The sequence below is a fragment of the Bizionia sediminis genome, assembly GCF_042684585.1.
Classification (GTDB): Bacteria; Bacteroidota; Bacteroidia; order Flavobacteriales; family Flavobacteriaceae; genus Algorimicrobium; species Algorimicrobium sediminis.
The window spans coordinates 524,761-540,434 of sequence record NZ_JBHULS010000002.1 but is presented as its reverse complement, the minus strand read 5'-3'; the positions used below and the strand labels follow the sequence as shown (position 1 = coordinate 540,434).

At 36.4% G+C, this 15,674-nt stretch carries 10 protein-coding genes and 1 tRNA gene; 5 read left to right on the top strand and 6 right to left on the bottom strand.

All coding sequences use genetic code 11. From position 1 onward, the window contains the following. Positions 1-113: 113 nt before the first annotated feature. Positions 114-1,268, top strand: a complete 1,155-nt coding sequence (locus ACFSQP_RS06755) for a DNA polymerase III subunit (RefSeq protein ID WP_376892683.1) — start codon at positions 114-116, stop codon at positions 1,266-1,268. A 44-nt stretch (positions 1,269-1,312) separates the two neighbouring features. Here ACFSQP_RS06755 and ACFSQP_RS06750 read toward each other — a convergent pair whose 3' ends face one another. The 5 genes from ACFSQP_RS06750 to ACFSQP_RS06730 all read right to left on the bottom strand — a co-directional run bounded on the left by ACFSQP_RS06750 (position 1,313) and on the right by ACFSQP_RS06730 (position 8,848). Beyond that, entirely contained in the window at positions 1,313-1,837 is a 525-nt protein-coding gene (locus tag ACFSQP_RS06750) for an OmpH family outer membrane protein (protein WP_376892681.1), read from the bottom strand. Positions 1,838-2,068: 231 nt separating this feature from the next. Then, a complete protein-coding gene (locus ACFSQP_RS06745) occupies positions 2,069-2,920 on the bottom strand; it encodes a class I SAM-dependent methyltransferase (protein WP_376892679.1) in 852 nt (283 codons plus the stop codon). A 152-nt stretch (positions 2,921-3,072) separates the two neighbouring features. After that, positions 3,073-4,944 (bottom strand): tRNA uridine-5-carboxymethylaminomethyl(34) synthesis enzyme MnmG, encoded by a 1,872-nt coding sequence (gene mnmG / locus ACFSQP_RS06740; protein WP_376892677.1) that lies wholly within the window; start codon positions 4,942-4,944, stop codon positions 3,073-3,075. Positions 4,945-5,034: 90 nt separating this feature from the next. Further along, the gene (gene ybeY / locus ACFSQP_RS06735; protein WP_376892675.1) at positions 5,035-5,448 is read right to left on the bottom strand and encodes an rRNA maturation RNase YbeY; all 414 of its coding nucleotides are present in this window, start codon (positions 5,446-5,448) and stop codon (positions 5,035-5,037) included. Further along, positions 5,441-8,848, bottom strand: coding sequence for a hypothetical protein (locus ACFSQP_RS06730; RefSeq protein WP_376892673.1), 3,408 nt, complete (start codon positions 8,846-8,848; stop codon positions 5,441-5,443). The genes ybeY and ACFSQP_RS06730 overlap by 8 nt, the downstream gene beginning before the upstream one ends. Positions 8,849-9,053: 205 nt before the next feature. Here ACFSQP_RS06730 and gltX point away from each other — a divergent pair, with 205 nt between their 5' ends. Beyond that, complete coding sequence (gene gltX, locus ACFSQP_RS06725; protein WP_376892671.1) at positions 9,054-10,574, top strand: glutamate--tRNA ligase; 1,521 nt, start codon at positions 9,054-9,056, stop codon at positions 10,572-10,574. Between the two features lie 1,131 nt (positions 10,575-11,705). Then, positions 11,706-12,626, top strand: a complete 921-nt coding sequence (locus ACFSQP_RS06720) for an SPFH domain-containing protein (protein ID WP_376892669.1) — start codon at positions 11,706-11,708, stop codon at positions 12,624-12,626. Between the two features lie 150 nt (positions 12,627-12,776). Here ACFSQP_RS06720 and ACFSQP_RS06715 read toward each other — a convergent pair whose 3' ends face one another. After that, positions 12,777-14,786 (bottom strand): glutamine--tRNA ligase/YqeY domain fusion protein, encoded by a 2,010-nt coding sequence (locus ACFSQP_RS06715; RefSeq protein WP_376892667.1) that lies wholly within the window; start codon positions 14,784-14,786, stop codon positions 12,777-12,779. A gap of 143 nt (positions 14,787-14,929) precedes the next feature. On the opposite strand from ACFSQP_RS06715, the gene folB reads away from it, so the two are divergent. Both folB and ACFSQP_RS06705 read left to right on the top strand, forming a co-directional pair. Next, positions 14,930-15,298 (top strand): dihydroneopterin aldolase, encoded by a 369-nt coding sequence (gene folB / locus ACFSQP_RS06710; RefSeq protein WP_376892665.1) that lies wholly within the window; start codon positions 14,930-14,932, stop codon positions 15,296-15,298. A gap of 72 nt (positions 15,299-15,370) precedes the next feature. Next, positions 15,371-15,441: transfer RNA gene (locus ACFSQP_RS06705), tRNA-Cys, on the top strand. Positions 15,442-15,674: the final 233 nt, after the last annotated feature.

Here is a 15,674-nt window from a genome sequence, read left to right as displayed (position 1 = left end):
TCAATAATGCCTTTACAATTTACCGGACTTTACAGATTTACTTGCCATTTGGTACTGGTTTTGTTTTGTGCTGTAACAATTATAAACTGAAAAAAAATATGTAGGTTTGCTATATGTTATTTAGCGATATTTTAGGGCAGGATCATATTAAAAACCATTTAACGCAAAGCGCTGATAATGGTCGTATTCCGCATGCACAGCTTTTTGTAGGGCCAGAAGGATCTGGCACCTTACCCATGGCCATTGCTTATGCCAGATATATACTTTGCAACAACACAGCAGGTGAAAATACAGGACCAAATACAGCCTGCAACCTAAAATTTAAAAACTTTTCGCATCCAGATTTACATTTTTCGTACCCGGTAGCTGCTGTAGGTAAAATACGAAGCCATGCTGTTTCTAGTCAGTTTTTAGAAGCTTGGCGCGACTTGTTAAATCAGCAACCGTATGGCAATTTATTTGATTGGTATAAAAAAATTGGTATTGAAAAAAAGCAAGGTTTAATAAGTGTTCATGAAGCCAAAGATATTTTAAAAAACATCTCGCTAAAATCTTATGAAGGTGGCTATAAGATTACCATTATTTGGATGGCCGAAAAAATGAACGCCGATGCAGCCAACAAGCTGTTAAAACTTATAGAAGAACCGCCAGCTAAAACCATGTTTATTTTAATAACCGAAAACGAAGAACAACTTATTAGTACCATCCGATCGCGTTGCCAGGTTATACACTTTCCACCCTTAACCGAAACAGTAATTGCAAATGCGTTGGTAAAAGCATACCAAATAGAGGCTTCTGTAGCGGCAAAAATTGCCCATCAAGCCAATGGTAATTACAATAAAGCGTGCGATTTGGTTTATCATGATTCCGAAGACATTCAGTTCGAAACATGGTTTATTTTCTGGATTAGAAGCGCTTTTAAAGCTAAAGGAAACAAGGCGGCCATTCACGATTTAATAACGTGGAGCGAGGATATTGCCAAAACAGGGCGCGAAACCCAAAAGCAGTTTTTACAATTTTGCCTAAACTTTTTTAGGCAGGCCCTTATGCTTAATTACGGGGCCACGGATTTGGTTTATTTTGAACCAAAAACAGAGGGTTTTAAATTAGAAAAATTTGCACCTTTTATACATGGGAATAATATTACAGACATTTCCAATGAAATTCAGGAAGCGATATATCATATTGAACGAAACGGTAACGCAAAAATAATTTTAACCGATTTATCCATTAAGTTAACCCGGTTAATGCATAAAAAAGCCAGTTAAAAACTAACTGGCTTTTTTGGTTATAAAGTTACGAAGGCGCTCTGCTATTTAGCCTCTTTATAAGCCGCATTTAACGCTTCTGCAATAATTTTTGTTAAATCGTATTCGTCCTTACCATACATTACGCTTCCAGCCTCATTACTCCCTAAAATAAAAGTATACCCGTTTTGTTTACCATAATCTTTAACAAAGGTGCGCACTTTTTTAATTAAGGTATCTATACTCGCTTGACTTCTTTGCTGAATTTCAGACTCTTCTTGCTGAATTCGCTGCTGTAACATTTGTTGTTTCTGACCCAAAATTTGGTACTCCGCTTGTGCAGCCTCCGGTTTCATGCCTTGGGCTTTTATTTGGAACCCTTGTGCTTCTTTTTGAAACGCTTGACTAATACTATCCGTGCGCTTTTGGAATGCCTCAATTTCCAATTTTAAGGCCGCTTCCATATCAATTTTCTCTTGATAGGTGTTTATTAGTTCGCTGTTATTTACAAAGCCTATTTTTTCCGAGTTTGTATTACAAGACAAGACTGTTACAAGTACAGCAAATAATACTAAAAAGTTTTTTTTCATTATTAGTAGTTTAAATTTTTTTAGAGCGCAAATGTAGTAAAGTAATCTGCTTGTTTTACTGATGGCCCTTATTTTTAAAATATAACTAAAAACTATCGATTTTAAAAAAATAATTACTAAAAACAATTAAAAACAACGCATTTACAGCCTTTTTAACGCGTTTTAAAAACACCTGAACCCATTTCCAAGTAACACGGTTAAATCTGGTCTTATTTTAAGCTTAAATGCGTTTTATTGCTTTTTTATGATATATATAAGGGAAGAATAGGCTCCCGTATGCCGCGCATGCCAATTAGACTTCGCACCAATTAAAAATGCCTTAATAAAATTCATGTTTCCCGATTTATATTTTTCTGAAAGTAAGCTCACATAAAACGCATCAAAAATCATTGGTTTAACAGCAACAACTTGTAAACCGTGGTGTGCCATTAATTGTTTCATTCCTTTTTCCGAAAAGTGCCACAAATGTCTGGGCACGTCGTAAGCCGCCCAAAAGTTTTTATAATGTTGTGCATCAAAACTTTTAAAATTTGGAACGGCGACTACTAAAGCACCATCATCCGTTAAAAGTTTTTTAAACACGTTAATCTGTTCGTGTAAATTTGGAAGGTGTTCCAAAACATGCCAAAGTGTAATAACATCGAAAGATTTTGATGTTAATAAAGGCAACGCATCTATATCTGTTACTGCATTTTCAGTTTTAACATTAGCCAAACGTCGTGCCCCTTCATTTGGTTCAACACCTGTAACCTGCCAATTTTGCTGCTGTGCCTTTTGAATAAATTCACCGGTACCACAGCCAACATCCAAAAGGCGTTTTTTTGAGCCACCATACTTTTTAATAAGAGCTAACTTACGCTTCAATGCAAACTCGCGAACAAGATGGTATAATTTCTCAAAACTATTTCGTCTAGCATCTGTATGAGAAATATAATCCTCGCTTTTATAATACCGATATAATCCCTCTGCTTTTGGTTGTGGGGTAGTTACTAAAATATCGAAATCTGAATGCTTTTTCAAATGAAAGCTTTCATTTGAAACTGAATAATCGATAACCTGAAATACATTTTCTTTCGTCTTCACTTCACTTAATTTACAGCGGATATATGCTTATATTTTTTACCAACACACCAAAATATTATTGGCTATTTAAAAAAAATAAAACCTATTAAAATGCGCTATTTTATATAGGTTTATTTAAAAAACAAAACTGTTCCACGTGGAACAGTTAACAACTAACGACCCAAATAAACTAGCAACACCGACACATCGCTAGGCGATACACCACTAATTCTGGATGCCTGCGATATGGTAACAGGCTGAATAGCGTTTAATTTTTCTCGCGCCTCCATACTCATGGATTGCAATTTAAAATAATCGAAGTTTTTAGGAATTTTTATATTTTCTAGCCTGCTTAATTTATCGGCATTGTTCTTTTCCTTGTTTATATAACCAGCATACTTAACCTGAATTTCGGCTTGTTCAATTTCTTCTCCATCTAATTTAAAAGTTTCAATATAATCCGAAACGCTTGCTACTTTTTGCATATCCGAAATACTAATATTTGGGCGTGCAAAAATTTTAAACATTTTATCTGACTGCGACATAGGTGCCGAATTGTTAGCCTGCAAAATAGGATTTATCTCCTCTGGCTTTACACTAGTATCTTTAAAAAACTGAACGAATGCTTCTGCCTTACGATGCTTTTCTTCCATACGTTTTAAACGCGCTTCACTAGCCAAACCTAATTTGTAGGACAGCGGTGTTAAACGCATATCGGCATTATCCTGGCGTAATAGTGTTCTGTATTCTGCGCGAGAAGTAAACATTCTGTATGGTTCTTCCGTTCCCTTGGTAATTAAATCGTCTATTAAAACCCCTATATACGCCTCACTACGTGTTAAAATAAAAGGTTCTTTCTCTTGTACTTTTAACGACGCATTAATACCAGCCATTAAACCTTGACAAGCGGCTTCCTCATAACCCGTAGTACCGTTAATTTGACCGGCAAAATATAAACCTTCCACTAACTTGGTTTCTAATGTATGTTGTAATTGGGTAGGTGGAAAATAATCGTATTCGATAGCATAACCCGGTCTAAAAAATTTAACGTGTTCAAAGCCTGCCACCGAACGTAACGCCTTATACTGCACATCTTCTGGGAGCGATGTAGAAAAACCATTTACATAATACTCCACCGTATTCCAACCTTCTGGCTCAATAAATAGTTGATGCCGCTCCTTATCCGCAAAACGATTAATTTTATCTTCAATAGAAGGACAATATCGTGGCCCTAAACTTTTAATACGTCCGTTAAACATAGGCGACCTATCGAACCCTTCACGCAATAAGTCGTGAACCTCATTACTGGTGTAAGTTAAATGACAAGACCGCTGATTTGAAAGCGGTTTCGTAATATCTAAAAATGAAAATTTTTCAGGATTAGCATCGCCTGGCTGTTCAATCATTTTTGAAAAATCCAAGGACCGGCCATCCACTCTGGGCGGCGTACCTGTTTTCATCCTACCTGCTTCAAACCCCAAGCTTACAAGTTGCTCCGTAATACCGATAGCAGCCTTTTCTCCTGCGCGTCCACCACCAAAGTTTTTATCGCCTATATGAATTAAGCCATTTAAGAAAGTTCCGTTTGTAAGCACTACAGACTTCGCCTTTATAACAATACCCAAAGAGGTTTTAACACCAGTAACTTGACCCTTTTCCACAACCAAACCAGACACCATTTCTTGATAAAAATCCAGATTTTTAGTGCTCTCTAACATCATCCGCCAGTCTTCAGCAAAACGCATACGATCACTCTGCACCCGTGGACTCCACATTGCAGGTCCCTTACTTTTATTAAGCATCTTAAATTGGATTGCAGACGTATCGCTAACAATGCCGCTATATCCACCCAAGGCATCAATTTCGCGTACTATTTGACCTTTTGCAATTCCACCCATAGCTGGATTGCAAGACATTTGCGCAATGTTTTGCAAATTCATAGTTATAAGCAACGTTTTGCTTCCCATATTGGCAGCGGCGGCAGCGGCTTCGCTTCCTGCATGCCCACCTCCTACTACCACAACATCATAAATATCATTAAACATGACTATCCTATATTATATGTTCCACGTGGAACAATTACATTAATTGGTTTACCACCAAACAAAAATTTTGCAAATATACCATAAAATGCCTTATCCTTTAAAGCGGTTCAGATAGTAATCCTCCATCCGGCGCATGGCTGCCAATTCTAAATCAGATTTGTCTTTGTAGCCGCAGTAGTGCAAAATTCCGTGCACCATAACCCGGTGGAGTTCTTCCGCAAACGACACCTTAAAATCTTTAGCGTTATCGGCAACACGATCTGTTGAAATGTAAATATCGCCTTGTATTACATTTCCCACAGTGTAATCAAAGCTAATAACGTCCGTTAAGGTATCATGATTAAGGTATTTCACATTTAAATCATGTAAATACTCATCGCTGCAAAATATATAATTGATTTCACCCAACTCAAAATTTTCATTGGCAACAACCTCCGTAATCCACGTTTCTAACTGCTCGGGATCCGCTAAAACAAAATCATTTTCACTATTAAAACTAATCATTGGTATTTTTAAAATATTCCTGTACTTTCTTTCTGTATTCAGGCTGCAAAGGTAAACTTTGGCGATTTAAAATCTCCATTGTATTGAAATATTCTTGCGCTTTTGGAACTTTACTATTCGTGCGGTTGTTGTATTCCTTTTTATTTGCCTCCGATTCCCGCTTGGTGTCCTGACCTTGTTCCAAGGCAGCATTTTCTAATTTCATAAGCTGATGCTGCAAATTCATCATGCGTTGCAGGGTTCTGTTGGTCATGCCTTTATTTAACAAGTCCATTTCTACCTGCTCCATGTCACGTAAAATAGTTTTTCCAACACCCTGCAGACCGTCTTTAGCTAGTTTATCTTCCAGTGCTTGACGTATTTCTTGCTGCCGTTGATAAATGCGAAACAATTCACCTTTAGAAATTTCACTGTCGGTACCGTCTCCAGAATCTCCCTTTCCATGCGTGCCATCAGGTGCGGTTTCCGGACTACCCGCTTTACCTCTTTTGCCTTCTTCACCTTCCTTATCTCCTTTCTGATTGCCTTCCCCGGAATCTTTAGGCGAACCAGAATCACTCTTTTGCATCCCGTTTTCCATTTCCTTATTTAGCTCCTCCTGACTTTTTATAATATCCGGTAGGCCTTGTTCTGGTTTACCACCACTACCCGAACCCGACATTTGCATTTGCATTTGCATCTGATTCATCAAATCGCTTAACAAGTTAGCTAAATTGTTTGCAGCAGTAACCGTATATTGCTGATTGGCTACGCCCTGATACAGTCTGTTTTCCGAAAACTGATCCAAAGCTTTATTCATATTAAAAAATACTTCCGAAATTTCCTTATTAACCATTTCCGAAAGTTTAGGCTGCCTTAAGGAAAGTGCGAACAAACTATCATCTATATGCGAAAAGTGCTCCTTTAAATCGTTTTGTTTCCGCAAGTATCCAGCGTATTTATTGTGATTAATTTCAATAGCTTTGAACTGATCCATCAAGGCTTCTTGGTCAAACGAAAACAGGATAAGATTGTCTAAAATTTGGCGTAACATTTCCAAATCCTCCTCCATTTGTTCACCACCACTTGCTTGCATAGACATGCTCATTTGCTGCGCCATTTGCTTCATTTTTTGGGCAGCTTGACGTTGCTTTTGTTGGGCTTTTTTTAAATTCTTTTCGGCCTCGGATTCATTATTTTCAGCTTCGTTATCTTCCTTCTTGCCAAGTTGGCCAGCCGCTTCCTCCTGGTCCTCCTTAATATCTGCTTCCTTTTTATCATCTGCAGGTAAATCCATTGGCTGCTTTAATTGCTCGTTGTCCTTCTCCAAGGCGTCCATGGCCTTCTGAAAATCCTGAAAGGATTTATTTAAGGAGTCCTGTGCTTTTTTTGTATTTTCACTTTCAGTACTTTCTGCAAGTTGTTCCTGTTCTTTAGCCAATCGTTCTAAATCTTGCTGCAACTTCTCCATTTTTTTGGCCACGTAATACCGTTTGGTTAGTTCTAATAATTGCTCCAAACTACGTTTTTGGTTTTTATTTTGCTTGGCCAATTGCTCCAGCTTTTCTGTTAATTCTTCCTTATTAATTTTATCTTGAAGTTTCTCAAGCTCTTCCAGTAACTTTTCATCCTTTTTTAATTGCGCTTCGTTCTCTTTTAACCGCTCTTTAAGATCCTCCTTAAACGTATCCGCCTCATTCCTATCTTTTTGAAATTCCTCTAGATTCTCCTCGAGTTTTTTATTGAAGTTTTTCATTAAAGCTTCTTGTTCCTTTTGGCGTTTTATAAAGTTTTCGAACTTCTTCTTGTCGTTAAATGACAATTCCGATTTCTCCTTTTGGACTTTAGAAAAAGATTCTAACTCCTGTTCACGATCCTCCATACGCTCTAAAGATTTATTCAAATCTTTTATGGTTTCATTTTGCTCCGATAGTTGCTTACTAACCAGCTCGTCCTTGGTAAGTTTTCGATAGCTGTACAACCTACTATTAACAGATTTATAACCATTAACTACATCATTATCAGTAAGTTTGAAAAATAATTGATACACAACACCGGCTTCTAATTCCAAATTATCAGGAAAGGCAGTAATGAACTCCGCTACCGTTCCCGAACCAATTGTCAGATTAATAGATTTCGAATTAGATTCTTGATTTTCTGGATAATATATAAGCTGTAACCGTTTTAATCCATGATCGTCTAGGGCTTGGCCATAAAAATATAAATCTTGTTGGTTACTGCTATCCACTGCCATTTTTATGCGCAACTCTGGATTAGCATCCTTTATTACATTCAGAGAAAAAGCAAGCTGTTCAAAATCTTGTAACGACGCATTACTGGCTGCAATTAAATAGTCCAAATCCGCATGAAGTTTCTTTTCTAACTGGTAACGTCCAGCTGCCGATTTAGTAAATTGCAAGGTATCCGCAGCATATAATACCACCTCCTCGGTAGCTTTGGTTTGTAATTCCCATACCACGTTAGTTCCCTCTGGCACTGTAGCGTTTCCGGTGCCCTTAAAAACCTCATTGGCTTTATTTAAATATTTAGGGTAGTTAACACGCATTTGAAAACTCACAATACTTGGTACGGCAACCACATTTAACCGGTATGTTTTAGAAAACACCCCATTGGCAACCAATTGAAAATTAACATCGGTTTGTAATCTGTTAAAAACGTACTCAAACATCCCAACACTGGTTTGCTGCAAAACATAGGTTTCGTTGTTATACACAACCGATACATTTTCTGGTACTACACGCCCCTGGGTTGTTACCTGCAATTTAAAATTACTGTTTTCCAAAGCCTCAAGCTTGTCGTTTAATACAAAAAATTGAAACGGCGCCGGTGGTTGATAAGCCACATCATGATTTACCACACGCTTATAACCATCGCTAAACCATGATTGTTTCCCAAATAAAACCGACAGCAAAATAATGGCTACTGGTATAGCCGCATATTTTAAAAACTTAATATTTTGTTTAAAGTTAATAGCTAATTTAAACGGAATGGGCTGTAGTTCTTTAGATTTCTGATTAATACTAGCCAACAACAGTTCCGAATTTACCCCTTGTGCCTGTAATTGAAGGACGTTAATCAGTTTATCATTAACCTCTGGAAAATGTTTACCTATAATTTTTGACGCTTCTACATAGTCTATACCACTTTTTAGCTTAAACAGTTGCGCCAATGGTATTGCAATAAACTTTACAAACAACGCCACTTCCACCCCAACAAAAGCCCAAAATAAAACCGTTCGTGTTGTTGTACTAAACCAAAAAACATATTCAATAAATACCGTAAATAAAAAATACAAAAAGCCAATGGCAAAAAACAGAATACTACCCCTAATTAATTCGTTGGTGTAGTAACGTTTAACAAAAGCCTCTAATTTTTGCACTATTAAGTTAAAATGCGTCACGTTTTTAGTGTTTTTTATTTAACCTACTAAATTACACTTTTTTTTTATGTCCAATTAGCCTCATATTATAACATTCTGTTAATGTTAGCTTCTATAAACCAACCTTTAAAGAAACAGCTCGCTTTTAATTAAAATGTATCCTTTACCATATTTTCTTTGTGGTTTGTTAACAGCTAGATTATATTTGCCTCTTAAAACAAAAACCATGTCTAAACCAGTACGTGTGCGCTTTGCGCCGAGTCCAACAGGACCACTTCATATAGGCGGTGTTCGCACAGCTCTTTTTAATTATTTATTTGCTAAAAAACACAATGGCACCTTTATTCTTCGCATTGAAGATACAGATCAAAATCGTTTTGTAGAAGGCGCTGAAACCTACATTGAAGAATCCTTAAAATGGTGCGGTATTGTGGTTGACGAAGGTGTAAATACCAACGAAAAATTTGGACCATACAGACAAAGTGAACGCCAAGCTATTTACAAAAAATATGCCGATCGGTTACTGGCAAGTGGCCATGCCTATTATGCATTTGATACCGCCGAAGATTTAGACGCCATACGCAAGGAACATGAAGCTGAAGGCAAGACCTTTATTTACAACTGGCATAATCGTGAAAAAGGCCGTTTGGTGAACTCGCTGGTCCTTTCAGCTGAAGAAACGCAAGCAAAACTAGATGCTGGTGATGATTATGTGATTCGGTTTTTATCGCCAGAAAATGAAACACTGCATTTAGTGGATAGTATTCGCGGTTATATGACCATTGATACCAATATTCTAGACGATAAAGTATTGTTTAAAAGTGATGGCCTACCAACCTATCATTTAGCGAATATTGTAGACGACCATTTAATGGAAATTTCCCATGTTATTCGTGGCGAAGAATGGTTACCATCTTTAGCACTGCACTATCAATTATATGATGCTTTTGGTTGGGAAAAACCTGAATTTGCACATTTACCATTAATTTTAAAACCAACTGGAAAAGGCAAGTTAAGCAAGCGCGATGGCGATAAACTCGGTTTCCCTGTATTTCCGTTAGCCTATAAAGATCACCAAACCGGTGCTATATCTCGTGGTTACCGAGAAGATGGTTATTTTCCAGAGGCAGTTGTGAATTTCCTAGCCTTTTTGGGTTGGAATCCAGGAACAGAACAGGAAATTTTTAGCATGGACGAGCTCATTGCTGCCTTCGATTTAAAACGTGTGAATAAAGCAGGCGCCCGTTTTGATCCAGATAAAACCAAATGGTTTAACCACCATTATATGCAAGAGCAATTTAATGATGATTTAGCGGTTACGTTCAAGCAAATTCAGCCGGAATTAGCCGAAATTGATGTAAATTATATAGAATTGGTTGTAGCTCTTATAAAAGAACGCGCCACCTTTGTTACCGATTTTTGGCCATTAAGTCACTTTTTCTTCCAAACGCCAACCGATTTAGACGAAAAAGCGGTTAAAAAAGCGTGGAAAGACGATTCTCCAGAAATTATGACACAAGTCGTTTCAGTTATAGATTCTGTAAACGATTATACGGTTGAAAACCTTCAAACCGAACTAAAAGGTTGGATTACTAAAAACAACATAGGCTTTGGAAAAGTGATGATGCCGTTGCGTTTAGCATTGGTTGGTGCCTTACAAGGTCCAGACGTGTTTGATATTATGTATTTAATTGGTAAGGATGAAACCAAACGACGCATTGAGAATTTGGTAAATACGTTGGGGTAAATTTAAGAGACTAAAAGAACATAGAGGTTAGAGAATAGACTGGATGGTTAGGACTTGATGTTTTTTTTGAATTGAATCCAATAATCGAAAGTGAAAGTTAGAAAGCTATTAGAATTACCGTTTGTTGAAAAGAACTAAAACATGTTAAAATACTTTTTGTATTATATTTAAAAAATAAAGACAAATTTGAGTTGTTTGTTCTTTCAAGAGAATCTAAAAGAAATCAAGAAGCCTTACATAATTATCTATTTTATGAAAGCTTATATTTTCCTGTTTATTTAACAAACAAAAAATCATTTTCCACTATTATAAAAACCTTATGTCCAGATTGTATAGAAGATGTTATGAGCGATTCTAGCTTTTATATTTTGGATGCTGACAATACGCTACTAACTCAAAGTCGTTATGATTTAACAACAGAAGAAAAGAAAAATTTATTAAGTAAATATCTAAATTAAATAGACTTCTAAAACGAAATCATAGCCGTAAACGTAGATTGGTTTCCTTTAAACTTATTAGGGTTTCCCGTTTGGTTTAAATTGCTATCATTTAGCTTATCTAAAGTGTTTAAAAATCCATAAATATATTAGGCTTTAAGTCTAAAGTGGCTAAAACCTGCTGATAATCCGATTGCGCCATTTACATTTAAGCGGGGAAAACTTTGTGATTTATAAATTGGTTATTGGAGCATAAAACAGGTCTTGCAGCTATTTCTAAATGGTTTTAGCGGGTTGAATGGTATAACTAACATGGTACCATTTAATAGCTAAGTCTACTGTTGTAGAAGCACCAGCCATTCAACCGTTACCTTCTTTAGTTAAAAAATTATCAATTAAAATATCATAATGGGTTATACCACTGGAAATCGCTTTACATTAACCATTTTGAAGTTTTTAAGCTGCGTTACACCCATGAATACTAAACTAAAATATAGGGAAAAGGATAAAAAACAAGACCTTAATTTTAAGAAAATAAACCTTTTTATTTTAAACAAACCTATAAAAAAATAGCATAACCATTTCCTTTTCATTGGAACAAAATACCTTCAAACAGATTTATATCCAAATTAACAGTTACCATTAAAATATAATGTAAATTAGTAACTCATTTTCTAACTTAAAAAAATAAACTATGCTCTTTTATATTCCCTTCATTTTAATTGGACTTTTTGTATTATTCTCCTCCTTTTTTATGGTAAAGCAACAAACAGCCGCCATTATTGAACGTTTTGGAAAATTCCAAAGTATTCGGCAATCTGGTTTACAAATGAAAATACCACTAGTTGATAAGGTAGCCGGCAGATTAAGTTTAAAAATTCAGCAATTAGATGTTATAATTGAAACCAAAACCTTAGACGATGTATTTGTAAAACTAAAGGTATCTGTACAATACAAAGTAATTAACGATAAAGTTTACGATGCCTTTTACAAACTAGATTACCCACATGAGCAAATAACCAGTTATGTGTTTGATGTGGTTCGTGCCGAAGTTCCAAAAATGCGCTTAGACGATGTTTTTGTTAAGAAAGACGATATTGCGCTTGCCGTTAAGGCAGAATTAAATGATGCCATGATGGATTATGGTTTTGATATTATTAGAACTTTAGTAACCGATATTGATCCAGATCCACAGGTAAAAATAGCTATGAACCGCATTAATGCAGCCGATAGGGAAAAAACAGCTGCCCAATATGAAGGTGATGCCCAACGTATTTTAATTGTTGAAAAAGCCAAAGCAGAAGCTGAAAGTAAACGTTTGCAAGGGCAAGGTATTGCCGATCAACGACGTGAAATTGCCCGTGGTTTAGAGGAATCTGTTGATGTATTAAATCGTGTCGGTATTAATAGTCAAGAAGCATCCGCATTGATAGTGGTTACCCAACATTACGATACCTTGCAAGCCATAGGTAGTGAAACCAATAGTAATTTAATTTTACTTCCAAATTCGCCTCAAGCTGGCAGTAACATGCTAAATGATATGGTAGCGAGTTTTACGGCTAGTAACCAAATTGGTGAAGCCATGAAAAACAGTAAAAAAACAGAAGAAGAGTAATTACAACATTTTTTATGGTAACTAAAGCCTTTTAAACAGCCTGTAATAAAGCAAAAAGACTGATGAAATTCATCAGTCTTTTTGTTTGTATATTCACACTTACGCGCTTTGGTAGTTTTAAATTACAGCACAACAAATAGCCTTTTTTAATTATATTAATAGGTTAGCTTCGGCCACTAATAACGCGTTTTTATCTTCTAAAGCCTTCGTAATGAATGCGGTTATAGGCTCGTTCTTTTCAAGACCATTTTCTAATAAAACACCCAAGGTTATCATGGTAATAATGCGTGTTCCAGATTTTTTAACCGAAGTATTAAACAAAGGCTCCAAATCTGTATACGCAACATGTTTGGCAAGCTCCCGAATTTCTGAACGCACCTGACTGCGTTCTTCTGGTTTTAGTTTATCGTATTTTTTTCCAAACGATTTAATTTTATCGATTGCCAATTTAGTACTTGGTTGGTTTAATGTCTTGTCCGTTGGTTTTGCTTCGGTTTTAGAAGTTTGTTTAGCCCATGTATCGCGCAGACCAACAGTTTTATTAAACACTAAATGAGCTTGTGTACTCGAATCGTCTACATTAAAATAGCCTAAACGCTGAAATTGAAAGCGGTCTCCTATTTTAGCATCTAACAAGCTAGGTTCTACAAAGGCGTTTACTACTTGTAAGGAATTAGGATTAATAAAGGACATAAAATCTTTATCTGCATGGCTATCTGGTGCTTCATCTAAAAAAAGTCTGTCGTACTGCCTAACTTCAGCTTTAACAGCATGTTTAATAGATACCCAATGCAGGGTACCTTTCACTTTCTTTTCGGTGTCTGTACTGTACGTAGCCTGAATTTCGCTAATGTTACCATTAGCATCTTTAAGAACTTTATGCGCCTTAATAATGTATGCATTTTTTAAGCGTACTTCGCCCCCAAGTTTTAATCTAAAATACTTGCTACTAGCTTCCTCTTTAAAGTCGTCTTTTTCAATATATAATTCTCTGGAAAAAGGTACTTTTCTAAAACCAGCAGCGGCATCTTCCTGGTTATTTTCGGCATCCAACCACTCTTCTTTATCTTCTGGGTAATTGGTAATTACAAGTTTTACTGGATCTAAAACAGCCATAACCCGCGGTGCTGTTTTGTTTAAATCCTCGCGGATACAAAATTCTAATAAAGATACATCAATGACATTATCGCGTTTTGCAACACCCACTTTTTCAATAAACTGTTTAATAGCATTAGGTGTATAACCGCGCCTGCGAAGCCCAGAAATGGTTGGCATACGCGGGTCGTCCCAACCGCTTACAATACCTTCTTCCACCAATTTAAGTAACTTACGCTTACTCATAATAGTATAACTTAAATTTAAACGGGCAAATTCGCGCTGTTTTGGCAGCATAGGCAAGGTATCTTTTGCATACTTATGCACTTGCTCCTTAAACCAGTTATAAAGCTCTCTGTGCGGTTTAAATTCCAATGAGCATAAGGAGTGCGATATTTGTTCAATGTAGTCGCTTTCACCATGTGTCCAATCGTACATAGGGTAAATACACCAATTGGTTCCTGTTCTATGATGCGCTTTTTTAAGAATGCGATACATAATAGGATCGCGCATAAGCATATTGGGATGTTGCATGTCTATTTTAGCGCGCAAAACATGAGTGCCTTCAGGAAATTCGCCAGCTTTCATACGTTCAAATAACTCTAAATTTTCTGCCACGGTTCTGTTTCTGTACGGACCCTCTACACCAGGTTGCGTAGGCGTGCCTTTTTGTTCGGCCATGGCTTCACTAGATTGCGAATCTACATAGGCTTTTCCTTCTTTAATTAAGGCTACTGCCCACTCGTATAGCTGCTGAAAATAATCGGATGAATACAACTCATTTGCCCACTGGTATCCCAACCAAGCAATATCGCGCTTTATAGCATCTACATATTCTTGTTCCTCTTTGGCTGGATTGGTATCATCAAAACGAAGATTTACCGGCGCATTGTATTTTTCACCCAACCCAAAACTAATACCTATAGCTTTGGTGTGGCCAATATGCAAATAGCCATTTGGTTCCGGCGGAAACCGAAAGCGAAGTGCTTTTTTATCTAAACCGTTTTTTAAATCTTCTTCTATAATGTGCTCAATAAAATTGAGGGATTTTGCTTCGTCAGACATATCTGGAATGTATTATTAAAAACTGCTGTAAAATTACGGAAATATACGTACCAAGACTTAAAATTTTCCGCATTAATATGTATTTTTATCGAAATTTTTAATGTAAAAACAACAGGACAAAAAGTTGTTTAAAATAAGTTTTTATGGGTACCATTAGAGTCGAAAATATTAGAGTATTTGCCTATCATGGCTGTTTAAAAGAAGAAACTAAAATTGGAAGCGATTACCGCGTGGATTTAGAAGTTATGGCTAATTTGCAAATTTCGGCCAATACAGATTTGCTTCAAAATACCGTAGATTATGTATTGTTAAATCAAGTGGTACGCGAGGAAATGGCCAAGCCTTCTGCCCTTTTAGAAACGGTTGCTAAACGGATATTAGATCGTATTTTTGAAGAAGATAACATGATAAAGAAAGCGACTATTTGGGTAAGTAAACTAAATCCTCCAATTGGTGGCGACGTGGAAATGGTAACTATAAAAATGAGCGACAAACGAAAAAAGAAAAAGTAACTGTAGCAAAACAGGTTTATTTTTTTATATTTGTGCTCCCATAAAAAATTGTAAATTTAGTTTACATTTTAGGGTGTCGTGGCCGAGTGGCTAGGCAGTGGTCTGCAACACCATTTACAGCGGTTCGAATCCGCTCGACACCTCTAAAAAACCTTCAGATTAAACACTGAAGGTTTTTTTTATCTCTAATTTTTAGAAAAAATTATTTAAAACACCAACCATTTACAGCGGTTCGAATCCGCTCGACACCTCCAGAAAACCTTCAGATTAAACACTGAAGGTTTTTTTTTATTTCTAATTTTTAGAAAAAATTATTTAAAACACCAACCATTTACAGCAGTTCGAATATGGGCGACACCTCTAGAAAACCTTCAGT

Coding starts and splice junctions, on each gene's coding strand:
- ACFSQP_RS06750 (WP_376892681.1), bottom strand. CDS start 1,837: ATGAAAAAAAACTTTTTAGTATTATTTGCTGTACTTGTAACAGTCTTG.
- ACFSQP_RS06755 (WP_376892683.1), top strand. CDS start 114: ATGTTATTTAGCGATATTTTAGGGCAGGATCATATTAAAAACCATTTA.
- gltX (WP_376892671.1), top strand. CDS start 9,054: ATGTCTAAACCAGTACGTGTGCGCTTTGCGCCGAGTCCAACAGGACCA.
- ACFSQP_RS06715 (WP_376892667.1), bottom strand. CDS start 14,786: ATGTCTGACGAAGCAAAATCCCTCAATTTTATTGAGCACATTATAGAA.
- folB (WP_376892665.1), top strand. CDS start 14,930: ATGGGTACCATTAGAGTCGAAAATATTAGAGTATTTGCCTATCATGGC.
- ACFSQP_RS06720 (WP_376892669.1), top strand. CDS start 11,706: ATGCTCTTTTATATTCCCTTCATTTTAATTGGACTTTTTGTATTATTC.
- mnmG (WP_376892677.1), bottom strand. CDS start 4,944: ATGTTTAATGATATTTATGATGTTGTGGTAGTAGGAGGTGGGCATGCA.
- ybeY (WP_376892675.1), bottom strand. CDS start 5,448: ATGATTAGTTTTAATAGTGAAAATGATTTTGTTTTAGCGGATCCCGAG.